Below are 16,995 nucleotides of genomic sequence, written 5' to 3'. Positions count from 1 at the left end.
CACCAAGAAGCGGGACTGGCGGGCCGGGGGGTCCGTCCAGTCCCGCTTTGCTGTGTGCTCAGCGGAGACTCAGGCCGCCGGAGTCGCCGCCGGCCGGCGGCCCGCTGCCGCGGCGGCGAGGCGGCCGAGGGCCTCGTCCCTGTCGCAGCGGTGGGCGCCCAGCGCGGTCTGGCGGGCGATGATCGAGCGCTCCCGGCGCATCAGCCGCCAGCCGCGGCGCAGCAGGAAGGGCACGGACTTGCGGCCCTCGCGCAGATCCCGCAGGAACCGGCGGCGGAACGTGCGCACCGGACCCCGGCTCAGACACAGCGCGTCGGCCAGCACACCGAGCTCCCGGCAGCGGGTGACGATCTCGGCGGCGAAGATGCCCTCCGCGATGAACAGCGGGGTCCGGCCCATCTCGACCGCCTCCTCGCCGGTGCGGGCGCTCAGCGAGATGTCGTAGACCGGGATCTTCGTACGGCCCGTGCGGCACAGGTCGACGATCGCCGCCACCGCGGTGTCCGCGTCCCACGATCCGGGGTGGTCCCAGTCGATGTCGGAGCTCCCCGCCACCAGCGGCAGTGTCGGGTCGTCGCCCTCCTTGTAGAAGTCGTCGAGCCGGAGGACCGGAAGACCGGAACGGGCCGAGAGAAGGGACTTGCCGGAGCCGGAGGGGCCGCAGAGCAGCACGACTCGCGTCGGTATGGGCGGTTGGGAACTCACGGGACACCAGTGTGAGGCATTCACCCGCTGTTCATCGACCCCGCGGGTTGGCTTTGAAGCGTGCGTCACACCTCAACTACCCTTCGTGTCGACATGCTTACCCAGTGCACGGAAAAGGTGGCAGAAACGATGGCCCGACACGCGAACCCGACCGCCCAGCGCACGCTCACCGCTCTCGCCGCCGCGGGTGTCGCACTCGGCGCAGGCGCCGGAGCGGCCGCCGCGGCCACCGAGCCGGTGGTCGACGTGCTGCACACCCGGCCCACCTCGCTCGGCAACATCGATCCCCAGTCCGGGCTCCGCTCCCTCACCGGCACGGTCGGCTACGTCGCCGGCCCGGTCGCCGGCCTCAAGCCGAACCCGCTGGCGGGCACGGGAGTGGACCCGCTGGACAACGGGGTGGGGACCCAGCTGGCGGACTTCCAGCCGCTGACGTCGCAGGCGTTGACCGGACCGGTCGCGCAGGCACAGTCGATCGGGAGCATGCCGGTGGTGGGGCAGGTGGCGGGACTGCTGAGCAACTGACACGGCGGAGAGCCGCGCTTCCCGCCGGACGGTGGGAAGCGCGGCTCTCCGGCTTCAGGGGCTCAGTACGCCGACCCGGACGCGCCCAGCGATCCCGTCGGGTGCCACACCGTCTTCGTCTCCAGGAACGCCGTCAGACGGTCGATGCCCGGAGTCGCCGTCCAGTCGTCCACAGGCTGTGGACGCAGGACCCGCTTCAGGTTGTCCGCCGCCGCGATCTCCAGCTCCTTGGCGAGGACCTCGTCCGCACCCGCCAGATCGATCGCGTTGACGTCCTGGTGGGAGGCGAGGGGGGCCGCGATCTCCGCCGTACGGCCCGACAGGACGTTGACCACGCCTCCGGGGACGTCGGAGGTGGCCAGGACCTCGCCCAGGGACAGGGCGGGCAGGGGAGAGCTCTCCGAAGCGATCACGACCGCCGTGTTGCCCGTCGCGATCACCGGGGCCAGCACCGAGACCAGGCCCAGGAACGACGACTCCTGCGGGGCCAGGACGGCGACCACGCCCGTCGGCTCGGGCGAGGACAGGTTGAAGTACGGTCCGGCCACCGGGTTGCCGCCACCGACCACCTGGGCGATCTTGTCGGTCCAGCCCGCGTACCAGACCCAGCGGTCGATCGTCGCCTCGACCTGCTCGGCCGCCCTGGACTTCGACAGGCCCTCGGCGTCGGCCACCTCGTGGACGAACTGCGCCCTGCGGCCCTCCAGCATCTCCGCGACACGGTAGAGGACCTGGCCGCGGTTGTACGCCGTCGCGCCGGCCCAGCCGCCGAACGCCTTGCGCGCGGCCACGACCGCGTCACGGGCGTCCTTGCGGCTCGACTGCGGTGCGTTCGCCAGCCACTTGCCCTTCGAGTCCGTCACCTCGTACACCCGGCCGCTCTCGGAACGCGGGAACTTCCCGCCGACGTACAGCTTGTAGGTCTTGAAGACAGACAGACGCTGCTGCTCGGACTTATCGGACATCGAGGTATGCCTCCAGGCCGTGGCGGCCGCCCTCGCGGCCGAACCCCGACTCCTTGTAACCGCCGAACGGCGAGGTCGGGTCGAACTTGTTGAACGTGTTGGACCAGACGACCCCGGCCCGGAGCTTGCCCGCGACAGCCAGGATGCGCGAGCCCTTCTCGGTCCAGATGCCCGCCGACAGGCCGTACTGGGTGTTGTTGGCCTTGGCGACGGCCTCGTCCGGGGTGCGGAAGGTGAGGACCGACAGCACCGGGCCGAAGATCTCGTCCCTCGCGATGGTGTGCGCCTGGGTGACGTTCGTGAAGAGCGTCGGGGCGAACCAGTAGCCGGAGGACGGGAGTTCGCACTCCGGGGACCAGGGCTCGGCACCCTCGGCCGCGCCCTTCTCGACGAGCGAGGTGATCCGCGAGAGCTGCTCGGCCGAGTTGATCGCGCCGATGTCGGTGTTCTTGTCGAGCGGGTCGCCGAGCCGCAGGGTGGACAGGCGGCGCTTGAGCGAGTCCAGCAGCTCGTCCTGGATCGACTCCTGGACCAGCAGCCGGGAGCCCGCGCAGCAGACCTGGCCCTGGTTGAAGAAGATGCCGTTGACGATCCCCTCGACGGCCTGGTCGATCGGGGCGTCGTCGAAGACGATGTTGGCGCCCTTGCCGCCCAGTTCGAGGGTGAGCTTCTTGCGGGTGCCCGCGACCGTGCGCGCGATCTCCTTGCCGACGGCCGTCGAGCCGGTGAAGGCCACCTTGTTGACGTCCGGGTGGGCTACGAGCGCGGCCCCCGTGTCGCCGTAGCCCGGAAGGATGTTGACGACACCCTTGGGCAGGCCGGCCTGGCGGCAGACGTCCGCGAAGAAGAGCGCGGAGAGAGGGGTCGTCTCGGCGGGCTTCAGCACGACCGTGTTGCCGGTGGCGAGTGCGGGCGCGATCTTCCACGCCAGCATCAGGAGCGGGAAGTTCCAGGGGATGACCTGGCCGGCCACGCCGAGGGGCCTGGGGCTCGCCCCGAACCCGGCGTGCTCCAGCTTGTCGGCCCAGCCCGCGTAGTAGAAGAAGTGCGCGGCGACCAGGGGGAGGTCGGCGTCGCGGGTCTCCTTGATGGGCTTGCCGTTGTCCAGGGTCTCCAGGACGGCGAGCTCGCGGCTGCGCTCCTGGATGATCCGGGCGATGCGGAACAGGTACTTGGCGCGCTCCGAGCCGGGCAGCGCCGACCACTTCTCGAAGGCCTTGCGGGCGGCCCCCACCGCGCGGTCGACGTCCGCCTCGCCCGCCTGGGCGATCTCGGACAGGACCTCCTCGGTCGACGGGGAGACGGTCTTGAAGACCTTGCCGTCGGCGGCCTCCACGAACTCGCCGTCGATGAACAGGCCGTAGGAGGGGGCGATGTCGACGACCGAGCGGGACTCGGGAGCCGGGGCGTACTCGAATGCGGATGCGGATGCAGGTGCCATGGTGATCAGTCCACCGTCACGTAGTCGGGGCCGGAGTAGCGGCCGGTGGCCAGCTTCTGACGCTGCATCAGCAGGTCGTTCAGGAGCGAGGAGGCGCCGAAGCGGAACCAGTGGTTGTCCAGCCAGTCCTCGCCGGCGGTCTCGTTGACCAGGACGAGAAACTTGATCGCGTCCTTGGTGGTGCGGATACCGCCCGCCGGCTTCACGCCGACCTGCACGCCGGTCTGGGCGCGGAAGTCGCGCACCGCCTCCAGCATCAGCAGGGCGTTCGCGGGCGTGGCGTTGACCGCGACCTTGCCGGTGGACGTCTTGATGAAGTCCGCGCCCGCCAGCATGCCGAGCCAGCTCGCGCGGCGGATGTTGTCGTACGTCGACAGCTCGCCGGTCTCGAAGATGACCTTGAGCCGGGCGGCCGTACCGCAGACCTCGCGCACGGCGACGATCTCGTCGTACACCTTCAGATACCGGCCCGCGAGGAACGCCCCGCGGTCGATGACCATGTCGACCTCGTCGGCACCGGCGGCCACGGCGTCGCGCACGTCGGCCAGCTTCACGTCGAGGGCGGCGCGGCCGGCCGGGAACGCGGTGGCCACGGAGGCGACCTTGACGCCGGAACCGGCGACGGCCTCCTTGGCGACGGCCACCATGTCCGGATAGACGCAGACGGCCGCGGTCGCGGGGCTTGTCCGGTCGGTCGGGTCGGGGCGGACCGCCTTGGCGCCGAGCGCCCGGACCTTGCCCGGGGTGTCAGCGCCTTCCAGCGTCGTCAGGTCGACCATCGAGATGGCGAGGTCGATGGCGTACGCCTTCGCGGTCGTCTTGATGGAACGCGTACCGAGCGAGGCGGCACGCGCCTCCAGGCCGACCGCGTCCACGCCGGGCAGCCCGTGAAGGAACCGGCGCAGACTGCTGTCGGACGCGGTCACGTCCGTGAGCGGGTGTGCGGCTGATGCAGTGGTGGGCATGGTCACCAGACGAGCATATCTACGCGCGTAGCGGCTGTACACCCCGGAGAACCGGTTCCGAGGGGCACCCGCGCACAGGCACGCGGCCGGACGGCGCTTAGGATCGGCCTCATGACGACCGCACCCCCCGAGTCCAGGGACCGCATCTACCGCTCACCCATGGCGCTGGTCGGCGGTTGCCTGCTCCTCGTCATCATCGGCTGGCTGGGCATCGACGCCGTCGTCTCCGGCACCGGCCGCACACCGTGGCTCGCCCTCGCCGTCCTGATCCTCGTCGTACCGCTGGTGGTCGCCTTCACCCTGCGCCCGGCCGTCTTCGCGAACGACGACCGGCTGCGCATCCGCAACCCCTTCCGCGTGATCGTGGTGCCGTGGGGACAGGTCGAGATGTTCCGCTCCACCTTCTCGAACGAGGTGTTCGTCAAGTCCGGCACGAAGTACCAGCTGTGGGCGATCCCGGTCTCCCTGCGCGGCCGCAAGAAGGCGGCGCGGCAGACGGCCCGGCAGGCGGCCCGGCCGTCCGACGCCCGCGGTTCCGGCCGGGGCCTCGGCCTGTTCGGCGGCGGCGGCATGCAGGCGGACGGCTTCGGCGGCCGTACGACCGTCCCGGAGGGGCCCACGCGGGCCGAGACCGACAAGATCATGGACGAACTGCGCGAGATGCAGGAGGCCCGGGGGCAGGCGAAGGCCTCCCAGGGCGAGGTTTCCGTGCGGTGGGCGTACGAGATCATGGGGCCGGCGCTGGCCGGGGCGGTGCTTGTGGCGATTCTGGCGGCGTTGGGGTAACGCCTTCTGGGGTGCCGTCGGTGCCGTCGGTGCCGTCGGGCCGTGGTGTGCCCTTGGGGCGGGGCCTGTGTGGAGGGCGGTTACGGCGGCCCCTGTCCAGACCGTGCCATGTCGGCGCCCCAGCACGTCGGCCCCAGCACCGCAGTCGTCAGTGCGAGGGTGCGGTGGCGGCGGGTGGCCCGGGTCAGGTGGCCAGGACGATCAGCGGCGTCAGGCCCGTGGTGACGGCCGGGGTGGGGCGTGGAGCCGGGGTCAACAGTCCCGGGGAGTTCACCCGATGAGGTGAGGTGGGTTCGTGCGGGTGGGCCGACGGGGGAGGGGCGGCCCGGACGGGGGCCGCCCCTCGGCTCGGCTGCCGGGGTCATCTACCGGCGGGTTCAGCTTCGGCCGTCGCTGTCGCCGACGGGTCGGGTGCGGGGCCGTTGCTGAAGGGGTTCCGACGCCCGTCGCAGCGGGCGGGCTCGGTCGTCCGGCGTCGTCGGCGGGTTCAGACGCGGGGCCGTCGGCCGGCGGGTTCAGATGCCGGCTGCCGCCGAGAGGTCCCGCTTGACGGCGGTCAGCAGGTCCGTCGCCCTGGCGCGGGCCGCCGGGAGGTCGGCGTGGGTGGCTACCGGGACGACCACCTCCAGGTAGCACTTGAGCTTGGGCTCGGTGCCGCTCGGGCGGACGATGACGCGCGCGCCGTCCAGCGTGTAGCGCAGGCCGTCGGTGGGCGGGAGCTTGTCCGTGCCGCGCGTGAGGTCCTCGGCCTTCGTGATGGCCAGGCCCGCGAGCGCGGTCGGCGGGTGCTCGCGTAGCTGCTCCATCGCCCGGGCGATGACCGACAGGTCCTCCACGCGCACCGCGAGCTGGTCCGTGGCGTGCAGGCCGTGGGTCACGGCGAGGTCGTCGAGGAGGTCGGGGAGCGTGCGGTTCTGTTCCTTCAGCTCGGAGGCGAGCTCCGTGATGAGGAGGGCCGCGGTGATGCCGTCCTTGTCCCGTACGCCCTCGGGGTCCACGCAGTAGCCGAGGGCCTCCTCGTAGCCGTAGCGCAGGCCCTCCACGCGGGCGATCCACTTGAAGCCGGTGAGGGTCTCCTCGTAGGGCAGGCCCGCCTTCTCGGCGATCCGGCCGAGGAGGGAGGAGGAGACGATCGACTCGGCGAACGTGCCGCGCACTCCGCGGGTCACCAGGTGGGCGGCGAGGAGGGCGCCCACCTCGTCGCCCCGCAGCATGCGCCAGGTGCCGTCTTCCTTGACCGCCACCGCGCAGCGGTCCGCGTCGGGGTCGTTCGCGATGATCAGGTCCGGGTCCGTCTCCCCGGCCTTCGCGAAGGCGAGGTCCATCGCGCCGGGCTCCTCCGGGTTCGGGAAGGCGACGGTCGGGAAGTCGGGGTCGGGATCCGCCTGTTCGGCGACGAGTTCCGGGGCGGGGAAGCCGGCTCGGGCGAAGGCGGCGAGGAGGGTGTCCTTGCCGACCCCGTGCATCGCCGTGTAGACGGTGCGGGCCGTGCGGGGGGAGTTCTCGGCGAGTACGGCGTCTGTGCGGGCGAGGTAGGCGTCCAGGACGCTGTCGTCGAGGGTCTGCCAGCCGGTGTCGGGGCGGGGGACGTCGTCGAGGGAGCGGATGGCGTCGATCTCGGCGGCGATCTCCGCGTCGGCGGGCGGGACGATCTGGGAGCCGTCGCCGAGGTAGACCTTGTAGCCGTTGTCGCGGGGCGGGTTGTGGCTGGCGGTGACCTCCACGCCGGCCACCGCGCCGAGGTGCCTTATCGCGTACGCGAGGACGGGGGTGGGGAGGGGGCGGGGGAGGACCGCCGCGTTCAGGCCCGCGCCGGTCATCACGGCGGCGGTGTCCCGCGCGAAGTCCTCCGACTTGTGGCGGGCGTCGTAGCCGATGACCACGAGGCCGTCGGTGCTGCCGTGCTTCTTGAGGTACGCGGCGAGGCCTGCGGCGGCTCGGATGACGACCGCGCGGTTCATGCGCATCGGTCCTGCGCCGAGTTCGCCGCGGAGGCCGGCGGTGCCGAACTGGAGGGTGCCGCCGAAGCGGGCGGTGAGTTCGGTGACGTCTCCGGCCTCGATGAGCCCCGCGAGCTCGTTGCGGGTGTCCGGGTCGGGGTCCTCGGCGAGCCAGGTCCTGGCCCGGGCGATGAGATCGTCTTGCACGGTTGCGTCAGCCTCTCGTTGTGTGTCCTGTGCGGGTGTGGTGGGGGCGGGCGTTTTTGCGCAGTTCCCCGCGCCCCTGATGCCTGCGGCGCAGCTGCGGCCCCGGTGGGGGCGGGTGTAGCGCGTTCCGTCCGGTGGTGGGTCGGGGCCGGGGTGGGGGGTGTCCGTCCTCGGTCCGGCGGCTCGGTCGCTTCAAAAGGGGCCCTGTAATGGACGCCGGCCGCTGCGGGCGGACACCCCCCACCCCGTCCCCTTCCCGCCGTACGCGGCCAACGGCCCACGGTCCATTCCGGCGCAGGGTGACCGCAACTCCTTAGGGGCGCGGGGAACTGCGCGACCAGCCCCCACCGGCCCGCAGCCGCCCCACAACCGAACCCGGCACCCTCGTAGGCACCCCGTTCAAAGCCCAGCGCAGCTGCCCGCGGGGAACTGCGCGACCAGCCCCCACGCATCCGCACTCGCCCCACAACCGAACCCGGCACCCCCATAGGCGCCCGGCGCCCGGCTGCCGCGTTCTGTCAGATCCGGCCGAGCACCTGCGCCAGCAGCGAACCCATGCGCGTCGCGCTGTCGCGGCCCGCCTGAAGGACCTCCTCGTGGTTCAGCGGCTCGCCCGTCATCCCCGCGGCGAGGTTCGTCACCAGGGAGATGCCCAGGATCTCCGCACCCGCCTCGCGCGCGGCGATCGCTTCGAGGACCGTCGACATGCCCACCAGGTCCGCGCCGATGACGCGGGCCATGCGGATCTCGGCCGGGGTCTCGTAGTGCGGGCCGGGGAACTGGGCGTAGACGCCCTCCTCCAGGGTGGGGTCGATCTCCTTGCACAGGGCGCGCAGGCGGGGGGAGTAGAGGTCGGTCAGGTCGACGAAGTTCGCGCCGATGATCGGGGAGGTCGCCGTGAGGTTGATGTGGTCGCTGATCAGGACCGGCTGGCCGGGGCGCATGCCCTCGCGGAGGCCGCCGCAGCCGTTGGTGAGGACGATGGTCTTGCAGCCGGCCGCGACCGCGGTGCGCACGCCGTGGGCCACGGCCGCGACACCCCGGCCCTCGTAGTAGTGGGTGCGGCCGAGGAAGACCAGGGCCCGCTTCGCACCGATCCGGTACGAGCGGATCTTGCCGCCGTGCCCCTCCACCGCCGGCGGCGGGAAACCGGGCAGCTCGGTGACCTGGAACTCGGCGTCGGGGGCGCCGAGGGCATCCACGGCCGGTGCCCAGCCGGAGCCCATCACGAGGGCGACGTCGTGGGTCTCGGCGCCGGTCAGTTCGCGCAGGCGCGCGGCGGCGGCGTCGGCGGCGGCGTGCGGGTCGCCCTGGATGTCGTCCGGAAGAAGAGATGCGTTCACGCGGACGAGGGTAGCCGGTCCGGGCCTACGCGCGTAGATGACAGAGCTGACGGGATGGCGATCGTTGTCTTGTCGTTTCCGACCAACCGGGTCACGGGTGGCGTGTGCGGCCGGGTCAGCAGGGGCGCTTGCGCAGTTCCATGACGTAGTCGTGGGGGGCGCCCGCGGACTCCGCCGCGTCCGCGATCTCTCCCAGGTAGCGGGCGGAGGGCAGACCGCCCTCGTAGCCGTTCAGGACGTACGTCCAGGCATGCTCCTCACCCTCCAGGGTGTGGACGCGCATGCGCGTGCGGCGGTAGATGTCCAGGCCGACGCCTTCCCAGCGGTCCATCGACTCGTCGTCGGCGGGGGCGATCTCGTAGAGCGCCACGAACACCTGGGACAGGGGGTCCTCGACGATCGTCGCGAGTGCGCCCTCCCAGCCCATGTGCTCGCCCCCGAAGGTGAGCCGCCACCCGTTCAGCCACCCCGTGGCGCGCATCGGCGAGTGCGGGGCGCGGCGGGTCATCAGCCGCGCGTCGAGGTTGCCGGCGTAAGCGGCGTAGAGCGACATGGGTCGAGGGTACGGCAGCCTTCCCCGGTGTCTCTCCCGTAACAGTGGCGTCTCGGGGTGGCCCCCAGGCCGTGGCACCCCCGGTCGTGCGGGACAATGGAGTACGTGACTCGGATCGTGATCATCGGTGGCGGACCCGGCGGATACGAGGCGGCCCTGGTGGCCGCCCAGCTCGGCGCGGAGGTGACCGTCGTCGACTGCGACGGTCTGGGCGGAGCGTCGGTCCTGACCGACTGCGTGCCGTCGAAGACCCTTATCGCTACGGCCGAGGTCATGACGACCTTCGATTCGTCGTACGAGGAGTTGGGGATCATCGTCGCCGATGACACCCCACCTCTGGAGCAGGCCGCCCGGGTGGTGGGCGTGGATCTGGGGAAGGTCAACCGGCGCGTGAAGCGGCTGGCCCTCGCTCAGTCGCACGACATCACCGCTTCTGTCACGCGTGCCGGTGCCCGGGTGCTGCGGGGGCGGGGGCGGCTCGAAGGCATGCAGGCGCTCGACGGGTCACGGAAGGTCGTCGTGCGGGCCGTCGACGGGAGCGAGGAGACGCTCGTCGCGGACGCCGTGCTGATCGCCACGGGCGGGCATCCTCGTGAACTCGCCGACGCCCAGCCCGACGGTGAGCGCATTCTCAACTGGACCCAGGTCTACGACCTCACCGAGCTGCCCGAGGAACTCATCGTGGTCGGCTCCGGTGTCACGGGTGCCGAGTTCGCCGGTGCCTACCAGGCGCTCGGGTCCAAGGTGACGCTCGTTTCGTCCCGGGACCGGGTGCTGCCCGGCGAGGACCCGGACGCGGCCGCCGTGCTGGAGGACGTCTTCCGGCGCCGGGGCATGAACGTCATGGCGCGCTCCCGTGCCCAGTCCGCCAAGCGGGTCGGGGACCGGGTCGAGGTCACGCTGGCCGACGGGCGGGTCATCACGGGTTCGCACTGCCTGATGGCCGTCGGTGCCATTCCCAACAGTGAGGGGATGGGGCTGGAGGAGGCCGGGGTCAAGGTGCGCGAGTCCGGGCACATCTGGACCGACAAGGTGTCCAGGACGACGGCTCCCGGTGTGTACGCCGCCGGTGACGTGACCGGGGTGTTCGCGCTGGCCTCCGTGGCCGCCATGCAGGGGCGCATCGCCATGTACCACTTCCTCGGCGACGCGGTGGCTCCGCTGAACCTGAAGACCGTCTCCTCCAACGTCTTCACCGACCCCGAGATCGCCACCGTCGGGTACTCGCAGTCCGACGTCGACGCCGGCAAGATCGACGCCCGGGTCGTGAAGCTGCCGTTGCTCAGGAATCCGCGCGCCAAGATGCAGGGCATCCGCGACGGCTTCGTCAAGATCTTCTGCCGGCCGGGCACCGGGATCGTCGTCGGCGGTGTCGTCGTGGCGCCCCGCGCCTCGGAACTGATCCATCCCATCTCGATCGCGGTCGACAACAATCTGACGGTCGAACAGATCGCGAACGCGTTCACCGTTTACCCCTCCCTTTCGGGCTCGATCGCCGAGGTGGCGCGGCAGTTGCACACGCGCAAGGAGACCGGAGGAGCCTGACGGCCGAAAGCGATTCCTGCCTGGTCACAGGGAGTCGTCGCCCATTCGTGCGGCATAGGCGGGGAGATTAGGCCCTATACCACTCCCCGTCCTACTGTGCGAACAACTTCGGTAATTCGGCGCATACTGCTGAAACCAGACGGTCGTTGGGGTTACTGTCAGTTTCGTGTTCGCTGCAGAACGTCGCCAATTGATCCTCGAAATGGTGCGAGCCAATGGGGCCGTGTCGCTCCGTGAGCTCGCCCGCGTCGTCCAGACCTCCGAAGTGACCGTACGGCGGGACGTGCGCGCACTGGAGGCAGAAGGACTCCTCGACCGCCGGCACGGCGGTGCGGTATTGCCGGGCGGGTTCACGCGGGAGTCCGGCTTTCCGCAGAAATCGCATCTCGCGACCGCCGAGAAGACGGCCATCGCCGATCTCGCCGCGGGTCTCGTCGAAGAAGGCGAGGCCATTGTGGTGGGGGCGGGCACCACCACACAGGAGTTGGCACGCCGTCTCGCCCGGGTTCCCGGGCTGACCGTCGTGACCAATTCCCTGCTGGTGGCCCAGGCACTCGCCCATGCCAACCGGGTGGAGGTCGTGATGACCGGCGGCACCCTGCGCGGTTCCAACTACGCCCTGGTGGGTTCGGGCGCGGAACAGTCGCTCCAGGGACTCAGGGTCTCGCGGGCCTTCATCTCCGGGAGCGGGCTCACCGCCGAGCGCGGTCTTTCCACGTCCAACATGCTGTCGGCGTCCGTGGACCGGGCGCTGGTGCAGGCCGCCGCGGAGGTCGTGGTCCTCGCCGACCACACCAAGCTCGGCACCGACACCATGTTCCAGACCGTGCCCACGGACCTCATCACCCGACTGGTCACCGACGAGCCCCCGGCCCACGACGACCGGGCCGGCACGGAACTCCAGGCGCTCGCCGACCAGGGGGTGCAGATCGCCGTCGCCGGCGCGTCGGGAGCGCCGGGGGGTGATCAGGTCCCGGCGCGGCAGCAGCAGCGCCGGGACGTGCCGGTGCCGGGCCCCCGCCGCGGCCAGCTCCCGTCGGCGGGACCAGGTCTCCGCACGGCCACGGCCCTGGGTGACCCGGGCCAGGGTGCGGAGCGGGCCCGGGTGGCGGATCTGCGTCGCCGCTGAGCCGTTCGACGGGGACGGTGATGCCTCCGGGCGGCCCGGGCACGGACCCCGGTTCGCCCAGGATGCGCCCGCCGCCCCCGGCGCCCCAGCTCAACTCGCTTTTCGCGCGCCCCCGTCGACCCTCCGCCCAACCCCGGTGACTCCGTGCGGGACGCATCCCGTAAGGGCGGGAAGCCGTAGGTTCTTCCCAAGGGGGACGTCAGGTCCTCAAAGGGAAATCTCTGGCGAGAGCGGCGCCGGGAGAGTGGCATGGAGATCAGCGGGGCGGACGCGCGTCGTGTGGTGGAGCTGGGGCGGGAACTGGCGGACGCCGCCGGGCCGGAGGAGTTGTGGGAGCGGGCGCTGACCGCGGTGATGGGGCTCGTGCCCGCTGACGCCGGGCAGCGCTACCGGCTGCCGCTCGACGGGCGCGGGGTGTTCGCGCTCAACGTGCCCGCGGACTCCTTCCATGCCGACCCGATGGTGATCTACGACCATCCCCTGGACCATCCCCTGACCGACCTGATGCTGGACACCGTCACCCCCGGCGCCTGGCGCGTCAGTGACGTCGCCGGTGAGCGCCAGTGGCAGCGCACCCACTGCTACAACCTCGACTTCCGCCCCTTCGGCCTGCGCCACCATCTCGTCGCAGCCGCGGGGACCGACAACGCGACCGCGGTCGACGGCTACGCCCTGGTCCGCTCCGACCGCGACTTCACCGCACGTGAACGCGACCTGCTCGGCCTGGCCCACCTCCAACTCGGCGCACTGGAAGCCCAGTTGGCCGAACGGCAGCGACTCGTCGCACTCTCCGCCGCCGCCCTGCGCCTCGCCGAGGGCCACGACTGCGGAGTCGCGAGCATCGACGGCACCGGCCGACCCCACCCCCTCAACGCCGTCGCCGCCGAACTCCTCACCACCCTGCACGACGACCCCCGCCTCACCGCCGAGGTCTCCTTCACCGCCCGCCACATCGAGGTCCGGCACCTTCCCGCCACCCCCGGCCTGCCCGCCCTGCTCCTCCTCCACGACCTCTCCCGCGCCCGCGCCGTGGCCCGGCTGTTCGGCGTCACCGAGCAGGAGCACCGCACCCTCGTCCACCTCCACGACGGCCGTACGCCGACGGAGACGGCACGCCTGATGCGGCTGTCCCCCGCGACCGTGCGCGGGTACATCGCCTCCCTGCACCGCAAGCTGGAGGCCGGCCACACCGCCGCCCTGCTGCGCCGGGGCCGCGACCTGGGCCTCCTCACGGACCGAGGGGACCGGGGAGACCGAGGAGACCGGCCGGGCCACCGCACGGACCGATACGACATGTCGCGACCCCCTCACAATTGACGGATGGTCACCGGTCACCCGTTCTCGCTTCACTGGCGGAAGGCGCTCCGCACGGGGGCAGACCGCCAAGGGGGACTCTCATGACCACCACACCGGCACCCACGCCCACGGCCGCCGCGGAAAGCGCCACGCCCGGCACCGCCCGCCTCCTCGCCGCGATCGCGGCCACCCTCGGCCCCCTGATGTTCGCGGCGGCGGGCCTCGTGGCGCCGTACGGCACGGACGCCTCCAGCAAGGAGATCGCCAGGGACATCGCCGCGCACCAAGGAGCCACGGAGCTGTCCGTGTGGCTGTGGACGGTGGGCACCGTGCTGTTCCTGCCGGGCCTGGTCGGCGTGGCCCTGCTCGCCGTGTCCCGCTCGGCCCGGCTGGGTCTGTGGGGCGCGGTCCTCTTCGGCACCGGGCTGATCGCGATCGACACCACCCCGAACCTCGACGTCGTCGCGCTCGGCGGCTTCGCCAAGGGCGTGAGCCAGGACTCCCTGGTGCGGGTGGCGGACGGGGTCAACGCGCTCGCGGTGGTGAACGGCCCGATCCTCTACTTCGTCGCCGCCCACGTCCTCGGCGCGATCCTGCTGGGCGTCGCCCTCCTGCGCGGCCGGGTGGTGCCGGCCTGGGCCGCCTGGCTGCTGATCCTATCCATGCCACTCAACGTCGCCGGATACGTGATCGGCATCGCGCCCCTGACCGCGCTGTCGTTCGTGATGGCGGCCGTCGCCTTCGCCTGTGCCGGCCTCGCCCTCGTGCGCCATGGCACCGGCTGGGCGCGGACCGCGTAGGACCACCGTCTCGGGGGACGGGGAAAACGAGGCGCCCCGCGGACCGACTGCTCCGGTCCGCGGGGCGCCTCGGAATGCCGTAAGGGCAAAGGGCGTACGAGGGTGCGGTCAGTCCTTGATCTCGCAGATCGCCGCGCCCGAGGTGATCGACGCGCCGACCTCCGCGGACAGGCCCTTGATGGTGCCGGACCTGTGCGCGTTGAGCGGCTGCTCCATCTTCATGGCCTCGAGGACGACGATGAGGTCGCCCTCCTTGACCTCTTGGCCTTCCTCGACGGCGATCTTGACGATGGTGCCCTGCATCGGGGAGGCGAGGGTGTCGCCGGAGGCCGCGGGGCCGGACTTCTTGGCCGCGCGGCGCTTGGGTTTGGCGCCGGCGGCGAGGCCGGTGCGGGCCAGGGACATGCCGAGGGAGGAGGGCAGGGAGACCTCCAGGCGCTTGCCGCCGACCTCGACGACGATCGTCTCGCGGTCCGCGTCGTCCTCGGCCTCGGTGTCGGTCGGGGCCGCGAAGGGCTTGATGTCGTTGACGAACTCGGTCTCGATCCAGCGGGTGTGGACCGTGAACGGGTCGGTGCTGCCCGTCAGTTCGGGGGCGAAGGCCGGGTCCTTGACCACCACGCGGTGGAACGGGATCGCGGTGGCCATGCCCTCGACCTGGAACTCCTCCAGGGCGCGCGCGGCGCGCTGGAGGGCCTGCTCGCGGGTGGCACCGGTGACGACCAGCTTGGCCAGCAGGGAGTCCCAGGCCGGGCCGATGACCGAGCCCGCCTCGACGCCCGCGTCCAGGCGGACGCCCGGGCCGGAGGGCGCCTCGAACGTGGTGACGGTGCCGGGGGCCGGTAGGAAGTTACGGCCCGGGTCCTCGCCGTTGATGCGGAACTCGAAGGAGTGACCGCGCAGTTCGGGGTCGCCGTAGCCGAGTTCCTCGCCGTCGGCGATGCGGAACATCTCGCGCACCAGGTCGATGCCGGCGACTTCCTCGGTGACCGGGTGCTCGACCTGGAGGCGGGTGTTGACCTCCAGGAAGGAGATGGTGCCGTCCTGGCCGACGAGGAACTCGCAGGTGCCCGCACCCTCGTAGGCGGCCTCCTTGAGGATCGCCTTGGAGGCCCGGTACAGCTCGGCGACCTGCTCGTCGGAGAGGAAGGGCGCGGGCGCCTCCTCGACCAGCTTCTGGTGGCGGCGCTGCAGCGAGCAGTCACGGGTGGAGACGACGACCACGTTGCCGTGCTTGTCGGCCAGGCACTGGGTCTCCACGTGCCGCGGGCGGTCGAGGTAGCGCTCCACGAAGCACTCGCCGCGGCCGAACGCGGCCACCGCCTCGCGCACCGCCGAGTCGTACAGCTCGGGAACCTCTTCGAGGGTGCGGGCGACCTTCAGGCCGCGTCCGCCACCGCCGAAGGCCGCCTTGATGGCGATCGGCAGGCCGTGCTCCTCGGCGAAGGCCACGACCTCGTCCGCGCCGGAGACCGGGTCGGCGGTACCCGCCACCAGCGGGGCACCGGCGCGCTGGGCGATGTGCCTCGCCGCCACCTTGTCACCCAGGTCGCGGATGGCCTGCGGCGGCGGGCCGATCCAGATCAGGCCCGCGTCCAGGACCGCCTGCGCGAACTCGGCGTTCTCCGAGAGGAAGCCGTAACCCGGATGGACGGCGTCCGCACCCGACTCCCGCGCGGCCCCCAGGACCTTCTCGATGTCCAGGTAACTGGTGGCCGGGGTGTCACCGCCCAGGGCGAACGCCTCATCCGCGGCGCGGACATGCAGAGCGTCCCGGTCCGGGTCGGCGTACACGGCCACGCTCGCGATACCGGCATCCCGGCAGGCCCGGGCAACGCGGACAGCGATTTCGCCACGATTGGCGATGAGCACCTTGCGCACGATTGAGGCTCCCTCCTTGAAACAAGCCGAGTTTAGGGACTGCCGACACGGCTCTTCGACCCGTCCCCTGTGGTGACCTTCCCCACACGGAGCGTGATGCGAGCTTGCACGACCCGCGAAATCCCTTGTCGCACCTCGGTACGCAGGACTCCTCCCGGAAACCCTAGCCCTCCTCTGTGGCCAAGGTCTCTGTGAGAGCGTGCTGCGGACCACTCCGATTCTTTGTCGAGTCCCTACGAATGGCCCAATGATTCTTTGCCCGCGGCCGAACCCTTGTCCCGCGGTTTACCCGTTAGTAGCGTTCGCGCTGTATCGAAGGTACTTCGGGTAACAACAGCATGGCTCGAAAGTGGGTGGGGCCCGGTGATACGCAGGCCGGTGGCGTGGGTCGTGGCGGTTGTCCTGTTCGCCGAGGCTTTCGGCGTGGCGATGCTCAACTGGCTCATGGGCGATCTCGTCGACGCGCAGAACATGTCGCTGGCCGGTCTGGACCCGGACGCGATGTCGACGTCCTCGAAGATCGGCGGGGTCGTCTTCGGTCTGTACTTCGCGTTGTGCGCGTTGGTCGCCCTGCTGGTGGCGGTACGCGACCGGCAGCCCGCCGGGCTCGGCCGAGTCCTGCTGATCAGCGCCGCCGTGGTGCACGGACTGCTGGGCGCGGTCGCGTGGGCCCTGATCGGCTGGCCCCAGTTCCTCTTCATGGTCGTGGTGCTCGCCCTGATCGTGCTGGTGCTGGTGACCTACGACGGTCGGCGAGGCCCGGTCACGACGGGACCACAGGACACGAACGGCCCGGGCACCTCCGAGGCCTCGCAGGCCCCCCAGGAGGCCGGCGGCTCCCCCCTCACACCTCCGGCGGCACCCACAACGCCGTGACGCCCTGACAGGTCGGCGATCGGCGCGGGAGGGGTGGG

General features: G+C 71.3%; 15 protein-coding genes. 7 read left to right on the top strand and 8 right to left on the bottom strand.

Annotated features, from left to right (window positions below; translation table 11 throughout):
* Window positions 1-69: 69 nt before the first annotated feature.
* Window positions 70-672: a uridine kinase gene (locus D1369_RS14910; protein WP_037901251.1), complete on the bottom strand. Its 603-nt coding sequence runs from the start codon at window positions 670-672 to the stop codon at window positions 70-72.
* Between the two features lie 162 nt (window positions 673-834).
* Between D1369_RS14910 and D1369_RS14905 the strand changes: the two genes are divergently transcribed.
* Window positions 835-1,230: a hypothetical protein gene (locus tag D1369_RS14905; protein ID WP_007384308.1), complete on the top strand. Its 396-nt coding sequence runs from the start codon at window positions 835-837 to the stop codon at window positions 1,228-1,230.
* Window positions 1,231-1,292: 62 nt separating this feature from the next.
* Here the strand turns inward: D1369_RS14905 and D1369_RS14900 are convergent, their stop codons facing one another.
* Genes D1369_RS14900 through deoC form a run of 3 tightly spaced genes read right to left on the bottom strand, consistent with a single transcriptional unit; the run spans window position 1,293 to window position 4,601 of the window.
* Complete coding sequence (locus D1369_RS14900) at window positions 1,293-2,195, bottom strand: aldehyde dehydrogenase family protein (protein WP_007384309.1); 903 nt, start codon at window positions 2,193-2,195, stop codon at window positions 1,293-1,295.
* Window positions 2,185-3,636: an aldehyde dehydrogenase family protein gene (locus D1369_RS14895; protein ID WP_007384310.1), complete on the bottom strand. Its 1,452-nt coding sequence runs from the start codon at window positions 3,634-3,636 to the stop codon at window positions 2,185-2,187. Before D1369_RS14895 ends, D1369_RS14900 begins: the two co-directional genes overlap by 11 nt.
* A 5-nt stretch (window positions 3,637-3,641) precedes the next feature.
* Window positions 3,642-4,601, bottom strand: coding sequence for a deoxyribose-phosphate aldolase (deoC, locus tag D1369_RS14890; protein WP_037901253.1), 960 nt, complete (start codon window positions 4,599-4,601; stop codon window positions 3,642-3,644).
* A 111-nt stretch (window positions 4,602-4,712) separates the two neighbouring features.
* Here deoC and D1369_RS14885 point away from each other — a divergent pair, with 111 nt between their 5' ends.
* Window positions 4,713-5,387, top strand: coding sequence for a PH domain-containing protein (locus tag D1369_RS14885; RefSeq protein ID WP_007384312.1), 675 nt, complete (start codon window positions 4,713-4,715; stop codon window positions 5,385-5,387).
* Window positions 5,388-5,902: 515 nt separating this feature from the next.
* Here D1369_RS14885 and D1369_RS14880 read toward each other — a convergent pair.
* The 3 genes from D1369_RS14880 to D1369_RS14870 form a co-directional block, all read right to left on the bottom strand.
* On the bottom strand, window positions 5,903-7,534 hold the full coding sequence (locus D1369_RS14880; RefSeq protein ID WP_007384313.1) for a phospho-sugar mutase: 1,632 nt from the start codon (window positions 7,532-7,534) through the stop codon (window positions 5,903-5,905).
* Between the two features lie 518 nt (window positions 7,535-8,052).
* Window positions 8,053-8,877, bottom strand: a complete 825-nt coding sequence (locus tag D1369_RS14875; RefSeq protein WP_007384314.1) for a purine-nucleoside phosphorylase — start codon at window positions 8,875-8,877, stop codon at window positions 8,053-8,055.
* A 115-nt stretch (window positions 8,878-8,992) separates the two neighbouring features.
* Window positions 8,993-9,430 carry a gamma-glutamylcyclotransferase gene (locus D1369_RS14870; RefSeq protein ID WP_007384315.1) on the bottom strand — a complete coding sequence of 146 codons (438 nt, stop codon included), beginning with the start codon at window positions 9,428-9,430 and terminating at the stop codon, window positions 8,993-8,995.
* A 96-nt stretch (window positions 9,431-9,526) separates the two neighbouring features.
* Here D1369_RS14870 and D1369_RS14865 point away from each other — a divergent pair, with 96 nt between their 5' ends.
* The 4 genes from D1369_RS14865 to D1369_RS14850 all read left to right on the top strand — a co-directional run bounded on the left by D1369_RS14865 (window position 9,527) and on the right by D1369_RS14850 (window position 14,200).
* The gene (locus D1369_RS14865) at window positions 9,527-10,975 is read left to right on the top strand and encodes an NAD(P)H-quinone dehydrogenase (protein WP_037901256.1); all 1,449 of its coding nucleotides are present in this window, start codon (window positions 9,527-9,529) and stop codon (window positions 10,973-10,975) included.
* Between the two features lie 166 nt (window positions 10,976-11,141).
* Window positions 11,142-12,104, top strand: coding sequence for a DeoR/GlpR family DNA-binding transcription regulator (locus D1369_RS14860; protein WP_082319448.1), 963 nt, complete (start codon window positions 11,142-11,144; stop codon window positions 12,102-12,104).
* A 249-nt stretch (window positions 12,105-12,353) separates the two neighbouring features.
* Complete coding sequence (locus tag D1369_RS14855) at window positions 12,354-13,421, top strand: helix-turn-helix transcriptional regulator (protein ID WP_007384318.1); 1,068 nt, start codon at window positions 12,354-12,356, stop codon at window positions 13,419-13,421.
* An 80-nt stretch (window positions 13,422-13,501) separates the two neighbouring features.
* Window positions 13,502-14,200 carry a hypothetical protein gene (locus D1369_RS14850; protein ID WP_007384319.1) on the top strand — a complete coding sequence of 233 codons (699 nt, stop codon included), beginning with the start codon at window positions 13,502-13,504 and terminating at the stop codon, window positions 14,198-14,200.
* A 108-nt stretch (window positions 14,201-14,308) separates the two neighbouring features.
* On the opposite strand, the gene D1369_RS14845 is transcribed toward D1369_RS14850, so the two are convergent.
* The gene (locus D1369_RS14845) at window positions 14,309-16,081 is read right to left on the bottom strand and encodes a biotin carboxylase N-terminal domain-containing protein (protein ID WP_007384320.1); all 1,773 of its coding nucleotides are present in this window, start codon (window positions 16,079-16,081) and stop codon (window positions 14,309-14,311) included.
* Between the two features lie 378 nt (window positions 16,082-16,459).
* Here D1369_RS14845 and D1369_RS14840 point away from each other — a divergent pair, with 378 nt between their 5' ends.
* Entirely contained in the window at window positions 16,460-16,957 is a 498-nt protein-coding gene (locus tag D1369_RS14840; protein ID WP_037901258.1) for a hypothetical protein, read from the top strand.
* Window positions 16,958-16,995 lie beyond the last annotated feature (38 nt).

Source organism: Streptomyces sp. CC0208 (assembly GCF_003443735.1).
In the GTDB taxonomy this organism is placed as follows: Bacteria; Actinomycetota; Actinomycetes; order Streptomycetales; family Streptomycetaceae; genus Streptomyces; species Streptomyces sviceus.
Note: the sequence above shows the minus strand (reverse complement) of the source record. Positions and strands in the feature narration are given on the sequence as shown.

Coding starts and splice junctions, on each gene's coding strand:
- D1369_RS14905 (WP_007384308.1), top strand. CDS start 835: ATGGCCCGACACGCGAACCCGACCGCCCAGCGCACGCTCACCGCTCTC.
- D1369_RS14900 (WP_007384309.1), bottom strand. CDS start 2,195: ATGTCCGATAAGTCCGAGCAGCAGCGTCTGTCTGTCTTCAAGACCTAC.
- D1369_RS14895 (WP_007384310.1), bottom strand. CDS start 3,636: ATGGCACCTGCATCCGCATCCGCATTCGAGTACGCCCCGGCTCCCGAG.
- deoC (WP_037901253.1), bottom strand. CDS start 4,601: ATGCCCACCACTGCATCAGCCGCACACCCGCTCACGGACGTGACCGCG.
- D1369_RS14885 (WP_007384312.1), top strand. CDS start 4,713: ATGACGACCGCACCCCCCGAGTCCAGGGACCGCATCTACCGCTCACCC.
- D1369_RS14870 (WP_007384315.1), bottom strand. CDS start 9,430: ATGTCGCTCTACGCCGCTTACGCCGGCAACCTCGACGCGCGGCTGATG.
- D1369_RS14865 (WP_037901256.1), top strand. CDS start 9,527: ATGGAGTACGTGACTCGGATCGTGATCATCGGTGGCGGACCCGGCGGA.
- D1369_RS14855 (WP_007384318.1), top strand. CDS start 12,354: ATGGAGATCAGCGGGGCGGACGCGCGTCGTGTGGTGGAGCTGGGGCGG.
- D1369_RS14850 (WP_007384319.1), top strand. CDS start 13,502: ATGACCACCACACCGGCACCCACGCCCACGGCCGCCGCGGAAAGCGCC.